This is a genomic window from Bacillus sp. SN32 (assembly GCF_002837495.1).
Taxonomy (GTDB): domain Bacteria; phylum Bacillota; class Bacilli; order Bacillales; family Bacillaceae; genus Bacillus; species Bacillus subtilis.
The window spans coordinates 935,000-950,082 of record NZ_PJCT01000002.1; the positions used below are offsets into that span (position 1 = coordinate 935,000).

Genomic DNA, 15,083 nt, shown 5'->3' on the forward strand with positions numbered 1-15,083 from the left:
ACAAACCTCCCAACAATTTCTAATTCATCTTAACATATGCTGGCCTTTCTTTTCTCGCATGTTTATCACTGCACATAGCGGGAAGACAAATAGAAAAAGGAGGTCTCGTATCATGGGAAGACTTGAAAACAAAACAGCAGTGATCACAGGCGCCGCGACCGGCATTGGTCAAGCGACGGCAGAGGTTTTTGCCAATGAAGGCGCGCGCGTGATCATCGGAGATATCAATACAGATCAAATGGAAGAAACAGTGGACGCAATCAGAAAAAACGGAGGACAGGCCGAATCCTTTCACCTCGATGTGTCAAATGAAAACAGTGTGAAAGCTTTTGCTGATCAAATCAAGGATGCATGCGGAACGATTGATATACTGTTTAATAATGCCGGCGTTGATCAGGAGGGCGGAAAGGTGCATGAATATCCGGTTGACCTGTTTGACCGCATTATCGCCGTCGACCTGCGCGGTACGTTCCTTTGCAGCAAATATCTGATTCCGCTCATGCTCGAAAATGGAGGCTCCATCATCAACACCTCCTCCATGTCAGGCCGTGCCGCGGACCTTGACCGCTCCGGCTACAACGCAGCAAAAGGCGGCATCACCAACCTGACAAAGGCAATGGCAATCGACTACGCACGAAACGGCATCCGCGTCAATTCCATTTCACCGGGTACGATCGAAACCCCGCTGATTGACAAACTAGCAGGCACCAAAGAACAAGAAATGGGTGAAAAATTCCGCGAAGCCAACAAATGGGTCACGCCGCTCGGCCGTCTCGGCCAGCCGAAGGAAATGGCAACAGTGGCCCTGTTCCTCGCGTCAGACGACAGCTCATACGTCACAGGAGAGGACATCACCGCAGACGGCGGCATCATGGCATACACATGGCCAGGGAAAATGCTGATTGATGAGAAATGGAAGAAAGAAACGAAATAAGAGAGGGGATGTCCCTCTCTTTTTGTCTTTCAAAGCAATACAACCTTATACTTTTTCACATCCAAAAACTGCAAAAATTCCCTCGCCAGCACTTCAGGCGGATGCGTCTTTCCTTCATCCAGCCGATACAAAAGCAACCCGATAATCATTGCGGATACATAATGGGCATAAAGCTTTTTCTCTGCGTGAATATCAGTTTGCTGATGCAGATAAAACGATTCCAGCGCTTTGAACATATCAGGTATCACATGAGGAACACCCCATTCCCGATTGAGAAAATGGACAATGGGCATGCGTTCCGATAAAGCAGAAAGCAGACTGGTGAGCGCTGTCTCTGCTTCCTCTAAGGAAAGCTCATTCGGATTGGATGCAATCGTCAGGTGTTCAATGATCTCTGTACACGACTGCTGAATCATGGTTTGCAGCAGTTCCTCTTTACTGGCATAGTGATCATAAAAGGTTGCACGGCGGATATTGCTTTTCCGGGTAATGTCAGAAATCGTGATGGCCGTGTAGTCTTTTTTCTCCTCCAACACGTCCAGCAAAGCCTTCTGCAGCGCCTCTCTCGTTCGAACCACCCGCCTGTCGATTTGCTTCTCCTTCTCTCGCTCTCCTGGCACAGCTTTTCCAAACAGCCAATAAAACCGCTTTTGAGAAACAAGCTCCCATACCTTCTGGCTGATGGCTTCAGGAGACGCGGCCGCATCCTCATTCAGCCAATACAGGATAATCGCGTACGTGTACAAGGCCCGATAATGTCCATAAATGTCCCGTTCAATCGGCGTTAAATTCACATGGATCGGAGCCAGCAGCACATCCTGCTGAAACACATCCTTAAAAAAACGATGAAAATGTCCTCTGTTCATCATCACAGAAAAAAAGGAACGATGCTCATGAACAAAGGACAGCGTCGGATGCACCGTTTGCCGTTTTTTGTTCAAATGAAGGGTATCCATATGACTGAAGGCGTCAAAAAGCGCTTTGCCCAGTCCTTCCCTCATGTCTTCGATCACATCCTCAATGATTGAAAACTTATCCTCATAATAAAGGTAGAGCGATCCGCGGCTAACTTTGGCCTTCTCAGCGATTTCTTTCATTGTGATGTGTTGAATATCTCTTTCTTTCAATAAAGCCAGCAGCGCCTCTTTCACTTGAGCTTCGGCAGATTCCGGCACAAAAGACACCTCCAATCATTAGACAGATCTTAGATATATGTACGGTAACGTATAGATGGTTCACCGTTGTCTTTCTTACAGAAAAGGTACCACCTTATAATAGGTCCGAGAAAAGAAGAAAGCAAATGAGGGGGATTTTACAATGGAACAGCAAGTAAAGGACGACATCCAGCGTGTCTTTCAGCTTCAGAAAAAACAGCAAAAAGCCTTGCGCGCTTCAACAGCGGAACAGCGGAGAGAAAAGCTTCAACGCTTTTTAGATTCCGTCATCGCCCATGAAGAAGAAATCATCGAAGCGATCCGCAAAGACGTCCGCAAACCATATCACGAAGTCAAAAAAGCGGAAATCGAAGGAACAAAAAAAGCGATTAGAGATAATATGAATAACCTGGAACAATGGATGGCGCCTAAAGAAGTCGGTTCATCGTTAAGCCCTGACGCAAACGGAATTCTTATGTACGAGCCTAAAGGCGTCACACTCATCCTCGGCCCGTGGAACTATCCGTTTATGCTGACGATGGCGCCGCTTGCCGCTTCTCTCGCAGCCGGAAACAGCGCGATTGTGAAGCTGTCCGATTTCACGATGAACACGAGCAACATTGCCGCTAAAGTGATAAGAGACGCTTTTGATGAAAAAGAAGTCGCGATTTTTGAAGGAGAGGTTGAGGTGGCAACCGAACTACTTGATCAGCCGTTCGACCATATTTTCTTCACTGGAAGCACAAATGTCGGGAAAATCGTCATGACAGCGGCTGCCAAACACTTGGCATCTGTCACACTTGAGCTTGGCGGCAAGAGCCCGACGATTATTGACAGTGAATACGATCTGATGGACGCAGCGAAAAAGATCGCCATCGGGAAATTCGTAAACGCCGGCCAAACCTGCATCGCACCTGATTACCTGTTCATTAAAAAAGACGTTCAGGACAGGTTCGCGGGGATTTTACAAACAGTCGTCAACGCTGGATTTATGGAGGATGATCATACCCCAGACCGCAGCAAATTTACGCAGATCGTCAATGACCGCAACTTCAACCGCGTCAAAGATCTGTTCGACGATGCCATCAAAAAAGGGGCGGAAGTGGTGTTCGGCGGCGTATTTGATGCCAGCGACCGCACGATCTCGCCAACCGTTTTGAAAAACGTCACGCCTGACATGAAAATCATGCAGGAGGAAATCTTCGCACCGATTCTGCCAATGATGAACTATGAAGACATCGACGAGGTCATCGATTACGTAAATGACCGCGATAAACCGCTTGCACTTTATGTGTTCAGCAAAAACCAAGACCTGATTGACAACGTCCTTCAGCACACGACATCAGGAAATGCCGCCATCAATGATGTCGTCGTCCATTTCAGTGACGTCAACCTGCCATTCGGCGGCGTCAACACAAGCGGAATCGGCTCCTATCATGGGGTATACGGATTCAAAGAGTTTTCTCATGAGAAGGGTGTATTTATTCAAGCCTTTAAATAATCGTAATGAAGAGAATCTGCATCATCTTGCAGGTTCTTTTTTTATCTTTATAACACCTAAATAAAGTGATTAAAAGTGATAAAATACCATTTTTATTACGAGACCAAATTCCTCTAGTCTATCTCATTGAAACCCTGCAGCCTCTAACGTATAATATCCCAGAAAACTTCAAAGGAGTAAAATGATACATGGAAAAACCGCAGGGTTTTTTGAATCGGGCAGCAGCCTCTATTATTGATGTATTCATTATAGCTATATTCTCTTTCATTATGATTTTCATTAACACCTTCATTGTGTTGCCACTCATTGATGCAGCAGGTACACACATGTCAGAAGCCCAATATGAGTTTTTCATGTTGATCATTGGCACAATCCCTGTTTTGGCCATCATATTTATTTTCGCTATTCTTTACTATAGCTTGCTGACTTCCTCAAACATGCAAGCAACATTGGGAAAAAAACTCAGGGGCATCATCGTTGTCAATCAGTATGGCGAGCGTATTTCTTTTTGGCACAGCTTCTGCCGTTTCTTCGCTTACACATTATCTAAGATCTTATATATCGGTTTTATCATGGCGGCCTTTCCCTCTAAACTGGCATTACATGATTATATTTGCGGGACAAAGGTTCTCTATAAAAATAAATATCTTGATTGATCAAAAAAAAACAGGCTGGCGAGGTTAACCTCGCCAGCCTGTTTTACTATTTCCCAAAAGCCATCAGCTTCGTATAACTTCCAATATAAAGCGTTCCGTCCTCAGCGAGCTGAGGAGAAGACACGACGTTGCTGTCGGTTTGATAGTTCCATAATTCATTGCCGTTTGCGTCTGCCGCATAAACCTTCATATCATCTGACCCGAAATACACCGTTCCCTTCGCGTCAATCAGCGGCGCCGTTCTGACAGGGCCGTCTGTATAGAATGACCAGTTCATATCCCCGTTTTTGCTGATGGAAAACAGCTCGCCGCTTCCTGAGCCGATGTAGATATTGCCATTATGATCAATCGCAGGAGATGAGCTGGAGAACCCGTTTAGCGGGAATGTCCATTTCAAACTGCCTGTTGATGTATAAGCATACAGCTGTCCATCTTGGTTGCCGGCATAAATGTTTCCGTCCTTATCAATCACCGGATATCCTTTAAACGCATTTGACGTCGTTCTGGACCATTTCACCTGTCCGGTTCCGGAGTTGATCGCATAAAACACGTAATTATATGTGCCGACATACACGGTGCCGTTTTTGGCAAGCACCGGCACAGAGCTGACGACACCATTTGTTTTCAACTTCCAGCGCTCTGTCCAAGTTGATTTTGACGTCGGTTTGATCGCGTGAACATAATTATCAAGTGTTGAGAAATACAACGTCCCGTCTGAACCGATCACCGTTTCAGAGCTTGGCCCGCCGCTTAACGGAACCGTTGTTAAAATTTCTCCCGTTTCTTTGTCAATAAAATAAATCTTTTTGTCATAGGATGCCAAATAGATAACGCCGTTGGTCCCAAGTACAGGAGATTGCGTATATGTTTTTCCAAGATTGCCCGTCACCCATTTGACTGAGCCGTCTGGATTAAAGGCTTTCATTTCCCCGTCTCTGGAATGAAGATATACTGTGCCGTCTCCGTCAATCACAGCCCCCGCTCCATTTTGCGGAGTCGTTCTGATGTCGTTTTGCCATTTCAGCGTCCCGTCTGTATTTCCGGCGAACCGGCTTTCGCGTGACCAGTTAAACATGGCAGGCGCCATCGCTTGTACATCATATCTTCCTGTCAAAAAGCCAGATGCTCCATTATTTTGAGAAAATACCGTTTCCGCCGCATAAGCAGCTGTCGGCTGAAGCACTTTGGCAGCGGGCACATCAGAAACAGCGCCGGCCAAAACAGCCGCCGCCACCGCAGCTCCCGCAATCAAAGCTTTCATACGAAATGACTTGACCATCATTGAGACCCCCATTATATGTAACTTCTAATTTGTGATCATCATAACATATTCATCCATTTTATAAATCTATTTCACAAAAACATCACAAACTAGAAAACTATGTAAGAGTATTCACGGACGTTTTTTCAGCACCCGGCCGAAATGCAGCCACGAACCAAATGACGTTGACAGCAGCCGCAGCGAGACTAATTCCGAAAACAAAGATCACCTCAGAAAGCAGATGGTCACTAAAGAAACTAAACATCAAGATAAAACCGGCCGAAGACAAATGAATCAAAAGCCCGAAGCCGCAAAGCACCGCCATGACATACCTCATTGCATCGACTCCGAGCATATAAACGAGAAATGGAATGAAATACAATACAAGGATCATACCGACAGCTGACCACATGCCAACCGAATTAAACTGATTGGCCGCCGCTCCCGTTCCGGCCAGCGGCGAAAGTGAAGCCGCCACAATCACGGCGCAAAAAAGAAACGCAGAAATGGTTGTCATGATCGCCACGCTATTTTTTTTAGACATCAAACTCCTCCTTTAATAGAAATATTAACCTTTTTTATTATAAGTAAGTTGAAAGTTATATTCATTATATTTTTTAAAAAATCCAGAACATACAGAAATGATATGATTATTTCTAGTATATTTATATAGTAAAAAACAAAGGATAAAAGACTCATTTTTCTGTAATATCAGGATTTTATCACCATACCATATTGCATGTACTTGTTTTTCAAAGTATACTATTCCAGATTAATTCAGAGGAGAGAGAAAAATACATGGAAAAACCAGCAGGATTTTGGATTCGTTTTTTAGCTTATTTTATTGATGGCATTATTGTATCTGTTCCTAGTTATATTATTCTATTTGTGATCAATTCTGTTTTTGTAGCTGGGGCTGTGGCAACAAACCCTTACATGACGGAAGAAGAGTATTTAGTGAAATACATGACGCTTGCATTTTTGCCTACTATGCTGATCATGATCGTCATCAGCGTGTTATATTACGGGCTGCTCACAGCTTCTAAAATGCAAGGCACACTTGGCAAAAAAATTCTTGGCCTGAAAGTGGTCAATGAACAAGGTGAACGGGTTTCTGTCGGACAGGGAATTGGCCGTTACTTTGCCTATATCTTATCTGGAATCATCTTTTATATCGGGTTTATCATGATCGCCTTTGGAGAGAAAAAAGGCCTGCATGACATCATTTGCAAAACACGTGTCGTGTATAAATAATAGAAAAAAGTCTAGACGCCAATAGGCATCTAGACTTTTGTTTTCTTTACAATAGGCTGCCACGACAGATACGTAGCGCTTCTCCACAACCACTCAAACGGCCCCATCCGAAAGACACGAAGCCAAAGGTGGCTGAAGACCATTTGAACGGCACAAACAGCAATTGTAATGAGCACACCGGCAGCAGGGTACACTTTTCCATACAGGCCCAAGCCGTAATGATAAAAAATCCAAGTACATACAATAGACTGCATCAGATAATTGGTAAATGCCATCCTCCCAACAGCGGAGAATGATTGCAGCACTGTTCTCACTCTTGTTTTATGATAAAGATAGACAACCGTTGTAACATAGAAAAACATGAGGAAAGGCGCGCCAATCAGCAAACATATTTCTTTATCCGTTACACTGTACAGCACCTGGGCGCCGATGCCGATGACAAGCCCAGCCATCCATAATCGTTTTAATCCTTTGCGATGCTTTTCTGGTTCATGCAAGTACCGAGATTTCGCTGCCGCAGCTCCCAGCAAAAACATGCTGAAGTATGGAATGGATGCAAAGAAGAAGTTGAGCGGATTATACGTAAGCATGCCATTCGAAGACATGTAAACAAGACGGTCGTGGATCCGCTGTTCTGCAATATCCTTCAGGCTGCCGCTTCCATAAACATGAATCGCTTGTTTTGCCTGCTGTGTTACCACTTGTACCCATTCCTGTCCGTTTGATTGATCAAAACTTGTCAACATGAACGGAATGGAAAACAGAAGATACAAAGAGACCGCCCATATCAGCAGTGTTTTCGGCTTTGCTTTTCGAAACAAGAGCAGGACAAATCCGAGCAGGGCATATTCTGTTAAAATATCCCCGTCCCATATCAAAAAGGCATGAATCGTTCCAAACAAGAGAAGCGCCATTAACCTTCTCACATATAACGGAACAAACCGTTTCCCTTTGTTTTCTGCTCTCTCCATCATGACAACCATGCCAAATCCAAATAAAAAGGAAAACAATAAAATACATTTTGTTTGAATGAAGAATTTCAGTATGTCTGCGGCGGCAAAATCAGCTTCAGACCACTTATCCATGAAAAAATTCTCTTTTCCAAGCATAGACAAATACATATCCGGATAACTGAAATGTGCCAGATTGACAAATAAGATGCCGAAAATCGCCATTCCTCTCAGCACATCAAGCACACCGATCCGCTCATTTGCCAAAGTCGGCTGTAATGAAGACATGGCCATCACGCTCCTTTTTTCTGTACCTTAAGGGTATGAAAAAATGAAGCGCGGAAACATCGATTTAGGTGTCAGGCCGGCATGAAAACCTTACAATCTTGTCATCTTTATGGTTTCATCACCTTTAAATCTAATGCTTCGATATTCTGCAAAACGCGATCAAAACGCAAAGCCTGAGGCTCACATGGGACGATGTGGCCTTCATACGGGTCGCCCAACGTCCGGAAAAACGGTTCAAATAAACCAGGAACCAATACGCCCACCATCTTAGTATAGTGAGAATCAAGGCGATAGGAGTGAACGGTATTTGCAGGGACATGCAGGAAATCTCCCGGATTCAGCTGAATTTCCTGGCCATCTGCCCACATCGTCATCTGGCCTTCAAGGCAATAAAATGTTTCTGTATGATGTTCATGGTAGTGATCAACGATTCGGTCACCTTTAGGGCCTTCAGAGGATACGACGATAAACTGGCCATCTGTATTTTTTTGTGCAGCCACAATGCGGTGAAGCTGATCTCCAGTCAACAGGCGATCTCCTTCTCCAGATTCAAGAACGTATGGAACGGCTCCATCTGGCAGCTCTGTAAGTTCCGCTAATTTGGCCGAACATGCAGGCTTTTCTTCATCTAGAAATACAATGTCCGCTACAGCGGCTGCTTCTGCAAATCGCTCGTTTGAGACTTCTTCGCTTGCGTACGGCGGATGTTCAGCGTGATCATACGGATTCCCAATAACGGAATACAAGTGCGCTACGTTTCCTTTCATCGTGTAAGATACCAGTCTTGTTCTGTGGCTCTGCATCCGGTAGCTGTGCGGTGTTCCCGCCGGAATGTTCGCATAATCACCTGATATTAATAAATAGCGTTCACCATCAAGTGTCAGTTCCAGTTTCCCGTCCAAAACGAGAATTCCTTCATGTGTGTCCTTGTGGACGTGAAGCGGAAAGGCATCTCCTTTTCCCCCGGAAAGAAGCACGATCTCAAACAAATCACCTGTGCTTCTCCCATTCGCCATCACCGTGGCAACCTGTCTGCCGAACAGATAGCGCTCGCCTTCTCCGCTCCGGAGCAAATAAGGCATTTTTTCTTTAGGCAATGAATGTGTACATAATGTTTTCATATTATCGCTTCCTCCAATTTAGACCAGTCTATATATTATCATTATTTGTCTAGACCGTTCTATATAATTGTAGGAGAAAGGATAACAAAATGCTACCCTTTTTTTCTCACCAGCACTGGTATTTGTTCGGCAATGAGAAGAAGGGGCGTTTTGTCTTTATTCGTTAACGAAAGCATGATGCCGCCCTCAATCATCGAATTAATCAGCGTTCCAAGCTGATTTGCTTCTTCTTCTGCAAATCCGTTTTCCATTAATTTTCTGGCAAAAACCGCTTCCCAGCTTTTAAACACCTTCATGCAAACCGTCCGCAGCGGTTCACTGATTAACGCTGTCTCACTCGCCAGCAAACCGACTGGAATACCTTTAATGCTTTCTGTGTTATCAAATTGGCTGGCTGTTTTTTTGATAAAAAGCTGAATCGCTTCTGTTGGATCAGAGGACTCATCCATGCTTTGCTGTATCAGATGTTCAATCAATTTCCCTGTATATGTAACCGCTTCAATTGCTAATTCTTCTTTGCCATTCGGAAAAAAGTGATAAAGCGATCCCTTAGGAGCACCGCTTTCCTTTACAATCTGGTTCAAACCTGTCGCGTGATATCCTTGCAGCTGGAACAGACGTGACGCCGTGTGAAGGATTTTTTCACGTGAATCTCCTCTGCTAGTCATTAAAACATTCCCTCCTAGGTATGGTAGAGCGACTTATATAATATAAAAAAGAACCCTGTGATTGTCAAAAGGGGTAAGACCCTTCCGGATGGGGTAATGTACAAAAACAGCGTCTAGGAGGGATCTCTCAATGACAATCGATCATTCAGTCACGAATACAGAACAGCTTGAACGACAAAACCCAGCCGTAAAAACAAAGCTCAAACTGAAAAAGCTTAAGGATCAGGTGATCGTCATTACCGGCGCTTCAAGCGGAATCGGACTTGTCACGGCGCGAATGGCAGCTGAAAAAGGCGCAAAGGTCGTGGCAGCAGCGCGAAATGAAGACGCGCTGAAGGAGCTCACTGATGAACTAAAGAAAAAAGGGCACGACGCCATATGGGTAAAGGCGGATGTCGGAAAAGAAGAGGACGTCAACCGCATCGCAGAAACCGCGATCAGCACATTCGGCCGCTTTGACACATGGGTCAACAATGCGGCCGTCTCGACTTTCGGACATGCCATGGACGTCACCGTCGAAGACATGAAGCGCATGTTCGACACAAATTTCTGGGGACCTGTTTACGGAACAAGAGCGGCTGTCAAACACTACACCGGCAGAGGTGTGCCGGGCGCACTCATTAATGTAGGAAGCCTGTTCGGAGACAGGGGAACAGTCATTCAATCCACATATGCGTCTGCCAAATTTGCGCTTCACGGCTGGACGGAAAGCATCCGAATGGAGCTTGAAAAGGAACAGGCGCCCGTCTCGGTAACGCTCATCCACCCGGGCAGAATTGACACACCATATAACGAGCATGCGCACAGCTACCTCGACAAACAGCCGGCTCATTACCGCTCCATGATCTATCCGCCGGAAGCGGTCGCCGAAGCGATCCTGTTTGCCGCCGAACACCCTAAGCGCGACATGTACATCGGCTCACAGGCCAAAGCCATCGCCATGCTGGGCGCGCTTTTTCCTCGTCTGACCGACAGACTGATGGAAAAAATCATGTATCACAGCCAGCATGCCGAAAGACCGTCCAAACCGCGAGAAGAAAGCGCTCTTTATGATGCGGGCTGCGGTATGCATCACAGAGGCACAAATAAAGGATGGATGAGGTCAAGAAGCTACTACACAAAAGCGACGAAGCGCCCCATTGTATCGGCGGCTGTTGTTGCCGGACTAGTGGCTTGGGCTGCCGCCAAACGATGCAGGTAATCTCTGACCATAAGAAAAACCCATGCTGTTCCAGCGAACCATGGGTTTTTCAGCTGTTAATCGATAAAAGCCTTGTTCATACGCTGCAGCAGCTCGCCGAACATCTCTTTTTCCTGTGTTGACCATTCTTTCAGCATCTGTTCATAACGTTCAAGGCGCTTTTGCTGATCGGCTTTTAATAGTTGTTTGCCGAGTTTTGTAATGGTAAACAGGCTTACTCTCCCATCAGATGGGTCTGAGAAACGATAGATGAGCTCCTTTGCCTCTAATGCAGCTGCTTGTCTTGAAAGAGTAGAAATATCAAGCTTAAACGATTCAGCCAATTCCTTAACACGAGCAGGCCCAAACTCATCCAATTGTCTCAGTAATAAGTACGAAGATCTCTCCAAATTCCCTGTTCTTTTCTCCGATTGATCCAGATAAACAGCTCTCCTGATAAAAGTCGTCAGCTCATATTCAATTAATTCAACTGGATTTTGATTTTGCAATCGCTCTCGCTCCCTATTCCAATCTCCGGCATTGACAACATCATATATACTTGTATAATACAAATGTACATTAACTGAATAAATACAAGTCGTTATATGACTAAATCAATTATTATACTTGTATAGTACAATCATATAAAAAGAAAGTAAAGCGATTCCTCAGAACCATCCTAGAAGCAAGCACCAGAAAGGAGGAAGCTGTTCTGATTGGAGAGCAGCACTTGATGTGAAAGTCATACGAATTATTTTGCAAGTGTTGATATTATATGTATTTTTTATGATCGGGGAAGCCATTCAGCATCTGTTTCATTTACCCGTGTCAGGAAGCATCGTTGGATTGGTATTGCTTCTGATCTGCTTGGGCCTCCGTATTGTTCCCGTCTCCATCATTGAAGACGGAGCAGGGTTTTTATTATCCTTCCTTCCATTGTTGTTCATCCCGGCAATGACAGGAGTGATAAACTATCCGTCTCTCATTTCATTCAATGGCCTGATGCTGCTGATTACAGTCGTTCTGAGCACCATCGTCACGATCATTGCGGCTGGATTCGCCAGCCAGCTATTAGAGAAAAAAGCAAAAAAACGGGAGGAGAAAGAGAAATGCAGCAAGCATGTATCGCGATCATTATAATTCTTTTAACAGTTGCCGCTTATTTAGCGATGGTCAAACTCTATAAGCGATTCCCGCTTCCATTTTTGATCCCCGTTCTCACAACGACCATTTTGATTGTAGCGGTTTTGATGATGTTTCATGTTTCCTATGAAGGCTATATGATCGGGGGGAAATGGATCAATTCTTTGCTTGGGCCGGCTGTTGTGGCACTGGCCTATCCGCTTTATAAACAATGGCATATCATTGTCAAACATTGTGTTCCCATTTTAGGCGGCGTCCTGGTCGGATTATGCATGGGAATGATCAGCGGGCTGATCTTCGCAGAAGCATTCGGGATTGATCATGATCTCTTATTATCCATTCTGCCAAAGTCGATCACAACCCCTGTCGCTATTCAGATCGCCGCCGGTCTTGGCGGCGTCCCTTCCATGACAGTCGTATTTGTCATGATTGCGGGCTTTTCAGGCGTCATCCTCGGGCCGCTTTTCCTAAAATGGCTTCGCATACGCAGTTCCCTAGGACAAGGCATTGCATTAGGCAGCGCCTCCCATGCACTGGGCACCTCCAAAGCATTGGAATATGGGGAACTGGCCGTATCCATGAGTTCCGTCTCCATGACGCTTTGTGCGGTGCTCGGCTCATTCTTCGGCCCGCTCGTCGTCTGGATGTTTCATATTTAACAAAGAAAGACTGCCCCGGGGGAGGGCAGTCTTTTTCGTTTAAGAAGCAAAAAAATCAATCAGCGGCTGAAAGTCCTTAGATAAATCAACGTCATTCGGTTCTGCTTGAAGCAGGCGGTCAATCATGTGCTCCAGTTCCTCAATATGATGTTGATCTGTATATTCAATGAAGTTTAAGCTTTCAAGCCAATCCCGATATGAATGTTTGGCTTTGCCATAGCTGTTTCCAAAGACAAGGCAAGGTGTTTTGGTGATAATCGAGAAAATCATCGCGTGAAGGCGGTCGGTAATCACCAATTTACTGGAACCGATTCGGTCTAGCATCTCCATAAAATGCTTTTCACGATCGGCGTAGTCGATGGTGTCGACCGTATCCAGCACCGTATCGGTACGCTCTGTGTAAGTTGTTTTTTCTGCCCATTGCTTCATCTGTGAAATAAAATCTTCGTCAGTTACTTTCTCCTTATCCGCTCTTAAAATAAAGAGAACGCCGTCCCGCTCGAGCTCTCGCGGCACAATATCCAAGGAAAGCACCATGTCCGGTGTAAAGATCACATTGGAGTTGAAGGTCTCCTTCACAACATCCAGTGTTTGCGTCTCACGCGCAGCAATCGTTAAATTTGTATTTTGATGGTACGCATCCTGTGTTTTTTTCTTTTCCTTCTGTCCTTCCTCTGTATCCTCAAAATAAACGGATTGTGGCAGAGAAATTGATTTGTAGTCTTTAAATGCCGAAAAGACCTTTCTTCTGTCTTCCTCAATATCGAGATAAAGGTTTCCTAAATTCCCTCCGCCTGTAAAGCAGACAATATCGTCTTCACGAATGATCTCCTTCACCAGTTCAATGCCCTCATCCGTCGCATAATCCATAATCTCAATGTATTCATAATACGGAAAATGATTTTTGATAAATTTCTCTTCCGCATACGCAATCGCTTGGTCGCCAATGTTTGTGTAACTAGGGGAACCAAACAAAAATACTTTTCGTTTATCATTTAACAGAGCTTCCGGCTCCACATTTGGCGCAATGCCTTTTACTAGTTTTTTTCCTTTGATTTCTTGTACAGTCATATCTGCGTCCTCCTTCTGGGATGAATTCCTCATTGTGTGTTAACTGTCTCTACCCAAAAAGAAGGATGGCTATGCATTGGCGTGTGCATCGGCTATATCAGAAACATCGTTTTCGCCAATTGGATAGACGCTGCAATGTCCCGCGCCGTTCTTTCCATATATTCCGCGGCATGTTCAAACGCATCTTCTAGCGGCACGGCTCCGGGAACGATGCTGAAAAGCGCATCGATCCCGTGTTGATAGACGGCATCACTGTCTCGTGATACTGATCCCGCAATACCGATGACGGGCACATCATATGATTTAGCCGCTTTGGCTACGCCGATCGGCGTTTTTCCATGAACCGTTTGGCTGTCGATCCGTCCCTCGCCGGTAATCACAAGATCTGCATCCTGAACGATACTTTCAAAATCAACCGCATTAAGGACAATATCAATGCCTCTTTTCAGGTCAGCCTGAAGATAAGTCAGCAGGCTCCATCCAAGACCGCCCGCTGCACCGGCGCCCTCTGTATCTCGGAAGGTTGATCCGAGCTCTTTTTCTGCCATATCAGCGAAATGGCTTACGTTCTGGTCTAGTACATCCAGCATGTCGGCCGTCGCGCCTTTTTGCGGCCCGAAAACAGCCGTAGCACCCTTTGGTCCTGTTAACGGATTGTCCACGTCACAGGCAACTTCCAGTTTGACATTCCGCAATCTGGAATCAAGCCCGCTAACATCTATTGATGCAAGCTGAGATAACGCGCCGCCCCCTGGGCCAATCTCGCTGCCTGAGTTATCAAGAAGCCTTCCGCCCAATGCCTGAATCATCCCGGCTCCCCCGTCGTTCGTGGCGCTTCCGCCGATTCCGATGATCAATCGCTCCGCTCCCGCATCAAGAGCTGCTCCGATTAATTCTCCCGTTCCCCTTGTTGTAGTGATGAGCGGATTTCGCTTATCTACAGGCACCAGATGCAATCCTGAAGCAGCAGCCATTTCAATCACAGCTGTTCTCCCATCTCCCATCATGCCAAAGAAAGCTCTCACCGGTTCCCCCAGCGGCCCTGTGACAACTTGCTCTATGATCCTTCCGTTGGTCGCATCGACCAGAGATTGAACAGTTCCCTCGCCGCCATCCGCCATCGGCAATTTTCTGTAATCAGCACCCGGAAAGACCGACTTGAAACCTCTTTCTATCGCGTCTGCGGCCTCCAGAGCTGATAAGCTTTCCTTAAAAGAATCAGGTGCAATGATGATTTTCATCC

The 15,083-nt window shown here is 45.5% G+C and carries 16 protein-coding genes; 7 read left to right on the forward strand and 9 right to left on the reverse strand.

Features of this window, described 5'->3' with window-relative positions; all coding sequences use genetic code 11:
• Positions 1–112 precede the first annotated feature (112 nt).
• Positions 113–934 carry an SDR family oxidoreductase gene (locus tag CW370_RS13075; protein ID WP_024572432.1) on the forward strand — a complete coding sequence of 274 codons (822 nt, stop codon included), beginning with the start codon at positions 113–115 and terminating at the stop codon, positions 932–934.
• A 29-nt stretch (positions 935–963) separates the two neighbouring features.
• On the opposite strand, the gene CW370_RS13080 is transcribed toward CW370_RS13075, so the two are convergent.
• Positions 964–2,109: a TetR/AcrR family transcriptional regulator gene (locus CW370_RS13080; protein ID WP_024572433.1), complete on the reverse strand. Its 1,146-nt coding sequence runs from the start codon at positions 2,107–2,109 to the stop codon at positions 964–966.
• A 142-nt stretch (positions 2,110–2,251) separates the two neighbouring features.
• On the opposite strand from CW370_RS13080, the gene CW370_RS13085 reads away from it, so the two are divergent.
• Together CW370_RS13085 and CW370_RS13090 are read left to right on the forward strand one after the other, a co-directional pair.
• On the forward strand, positions 2,252–3,589 hold the full coding sequence (locus CW370_RS13085) for an aldehyde dehydrogenase family protein (RefSeq protein WP_101169701.1): 1,338 nt from the start codon (positions 2,252–2,254) through the stop codon (positions 3,587–3,589).
• A gap of 188 nt (positions 3,590–3,777) precedes the next feature.
• Positions 3,778–4,245 (forward strand): RDD family protein, encoded by a 468-nt coding sequence (locus tag CW370_RS13090; protein ID WP_024573137.1) that lies wholly within the window; start codon positions 3,778–3,780, stop codon positions 4,243–4,245.
• Between the two features lie 46 nt (positions 4,246–4,291).
• Here CW370_RS13090 and CW370_RS13095 read toward each other — a convergent pair whose 3' ends face one another.
• Both CW370_RS13095 and CW370_RS13100 read right to left on the reverse strand, forming a co-directional pair.
• Positions 4,292–5,524, reverse strand: a complete 1,233-nt coding sequence (locus tag CW370_RS13095) for an outer membrane protein assembly factor BamB family protein (protein WP_024572868.1) — start codon at positions 5,522–5,524, stop codon at positions 4,292–4,294.
• Positions 5,525–5,624: 100 nt separating this feature from the next.
• The gene (locus CW370_RS13100; RefSeq protein ID WP_024572867.1) at positions 5,625–6,050 is read right to left on the reverse strand and encodes a DUF5391 family protein; all 426 of its coding nucleotides are present in this window, start codon (positions 6,048–6,050) and stop codon (positions 5,625–5,627) included.
• A 254-nt stretch (positions 6,051–6,304) separates the two neighbouring features.
• Between CW370_RS13100 and CW370_RS13105 the strand changes: the two genes are divergently transcribed.
• Positions 6,305–6,760 carry an RDD family protein gene (locus CW370_RS13105; RefSeq protein ID WP_015250840.1) on the forward strand — a complete coding sequence of 152 codons (456 nt, stop codon included), beginning with the start codon at positions 6,305–6,307 and terminating at the stop codon, positions 6,758–6,760.
• 29 nt (positions 6,761–6,789) lie between these two features.
• Here the strand turns inward: CW370_RS13105 and CW370_RS13110 are convergent, their stop codons facing one another.
• The 3 genes from CW370_RS13110 to yxaF form a co-directional block, all read right to left on the reverse strand.
• Positions 6,790–7,998, reverse strand: a complete 1,209-nt coding sequence (locus CW370_RS13110) for a DUF418 domain-containing protein (RefSeq protein WP_101169702.1) — start codon at positions 7,996–7,998, stop codon at positions 6,790–6,792.
• Positions 7,999–8,105: 107 nt separating this feature from the next.
• Positions 8,106–9,119, reverse strand: coding sequence for a quercetin 2,3-dioxygenase (gene qdoI / locus CW370_RS13115; RefSeq protein WP_024572865.1), 1,014 nt, complete (start codon positions 9,117–9,119; stop codon positions 8,106–8,108).
• A 92-nt stretch (positions 9,120–9,211) separates the two neighbouring features.
• Positions 9,212–9,787 carry a transcriptional regulator YxaF gene (gene yxaF, locus CW370_RS13120; protein WP_024572864.1) on the reverse strand — a complete coding sequence of 192 codons (576 nt, stop codon included), beginning with the start codon at positions 9,785–9,787 and terminating at the stop codon, positions 9,212–9,214.
• Between the two features lie 130 nt (positions 9,788–9,917).
• Between yxaF and CW370_RS13125 the strand changes: the two genes are divergently transcribed.
• Positions 9,918–10,988: an SDR family oxidoreductase gene (locus tag CW370_RS13125; protein WP_101169703.1), complete on the forward strand. Its 1,071-nt coding sequence runs from the start codon at positions 9,918–9,920 to the stop codon at positions 10,986–10,988.
• 56 nt (positions 10,989–11,044) lie between these two features.
• Here the strand turns inward: CW370_RS13125 and CW370_RS13130 are convergent, their stop codons facing one another.
• On the reverse strand, positions 11,045–11,476 hold the full coding sequence (locus tag CW370_RS13130) for a MarR family winged helix-turn-helix transcriptional regulator (RefSeq protein WP_003243994.1): 432 nt from the start codon (positions 11,474–11,476) through the stop codon (positions 11,045–11,047).
• Between the two features lie 226 nt (positions 11,477–11,702).
• On the opposite strand from CW370_RS13130, the gene CW370_RS13135 reads away from it, so the two are divergent.
• Both CW370_RS13135 and CW370_RS13140 read left to right on the forward strand, forming a co-directional pair.
• On the forward strand, positions 11,703–12,107 hold the full coding sequence (locus CW370_RS13135) for a CidA/LrgA family holin-like protein (protein ID WP_009968420.1): 405 nt from the start codon (positions 11,703–11,705) through the stop codon (positions 12,105–12,107).
• Positions 12,077–12,769, forward strand: a complete 693-nt coding sequence (locus tag CW370_RS13140; protein WP_024571490.1) for an LrgB family protein — start codon at positions 12,077–12,079, stop codon at positions 12,767–12,769. The genes CW370_RS13135 and CW370_RS13140 overlap by 31 nt, the downstream gene beginning before the upstream one ends.
• Before the next feature lie 39 nt (positions 12,770–12,808).
• On the opposite strand, the gene CW370_RS13145 is transcribed toward CW370_RS13140, so the two are convergent.
• Complete coding sequence (locus tag CW370_RS13145) at positions 12,809–13,840, reverse strand: polysaccharide pyruvyl transferase family protein (RefSeq protein WP_024571489.1); 1,032 nt, start codon at positions 13,838–13,840, stop codon at positions 12,809–12,811.
• Between the two features lie 92 nt (positions 13,841–13,932).
• Positions 13,933–15,081 carry a glycerate kinase gene (locus tag CW370_RS13150; RefSeq protein ID WP_024571488.1) on the reverse strand — a complete coding sequence of 383 codons (1,149 nt, stop codon included), beginning with the start codon at positions 15,079–15,081 and terminating at the stop codon, positions 13,933–13,935.
• Positions 15,082–15,083: the final 2 nt, after the last annotated feature.

Excerpts from the sequence above, each read along its gene's own strand:
- CW370_RS13145 (WP_024571489.1), bottom strand. The coding sequence starts at position 13,840 with ATGACTGTACAAGAAATCAAAGGAAAAAAACTAGTAAAAGGCATTGCG.
- CW370_RS13085 (WP_101169701.1), top strand. The coding sequence starts at position 2,252 with ATGGAACAGCAAGTAAAGGACGACATCCAGCGTGTCTTTCAGCTTCAG.
- qdoI (WP_024572865.1), bottom strand. The coding sequence starts at position 9,119 with ATGAAAACATTATGTACACATTCATTGCCTAAAGAAAAAATGCCTTAT.
- CW370_RS13140 (WP_024571490.1), top strand. The coding sequence starts at position 12,077 with ATGCAGCAAGCATGTATCGCGATCATTATAATTCTTTTAACAGTTGCC.
- CW370_RS13125 (WP_101169703.1), top strand. The coding sequence starts at position 9,918 with ATGACAATCGATCATTCAGTCACGAATACAGAACAGCTTGAACGACAA.
- CW370_RS13095 (WP_024572868.1), bottom strand. The coding sequence starts at position 5,524 with ATGGTCAAGTCATTTCGTATGAAAGCTTTGATTGCGGGAGCTGCGGTG.
- CW370_RS13150 (WP_024571488.1), bottom strand. The coding sequence starts at position 15,081 with ATGAAAATCATCATTGCACCTGATTCTTTTAAGGAAAGCTTATCAGCT.
- CW370_RS13075 (WP_024572432.1), top strand. The coding sequence starts at position 113 with ATGGGAAGACTTGAAAACAAAACAGCAGTGATCACAGGCGCCGCGACC.
- CW370_RS13090 (WP_024573137.1), top strand. The coding sequence starts at position 3,778 with ATGGAAAAACCGCAGGGTTTTTTGAATCGGGCAGCAGCCTCTATTATT.
- CW370_RS13110 (WP_101169702.1), bottom strand. The coding sequence starts at position 7,998 with ATGTCTTCATTACAGCCGACTTTGGCAAATGAGCGGATCGGTGTGCTT.
- CW370_RS13100 (WP_024572867.1), bottom strand. The coding sequence starts at position 6,050 with ATGTCTAAAAAAAATAGCGTGGCGATCATGACAACCATTTCTGCGTTT.
- CW370_RS13105 (WP_015250840.1), top strand. The coding sequence starts at position 6,305 with ATGGAAAAACCAGCAGGATTTTGGATTCGTTTTTTAGCTTATTTTATT.
- yxaF (WP_024572864.1), bottom strand. The coding sequence starts at position 9,787 with ATGACTAGCAGAGGAGATTCACGTGAAAAAATCCTTCACACGGCGTCA.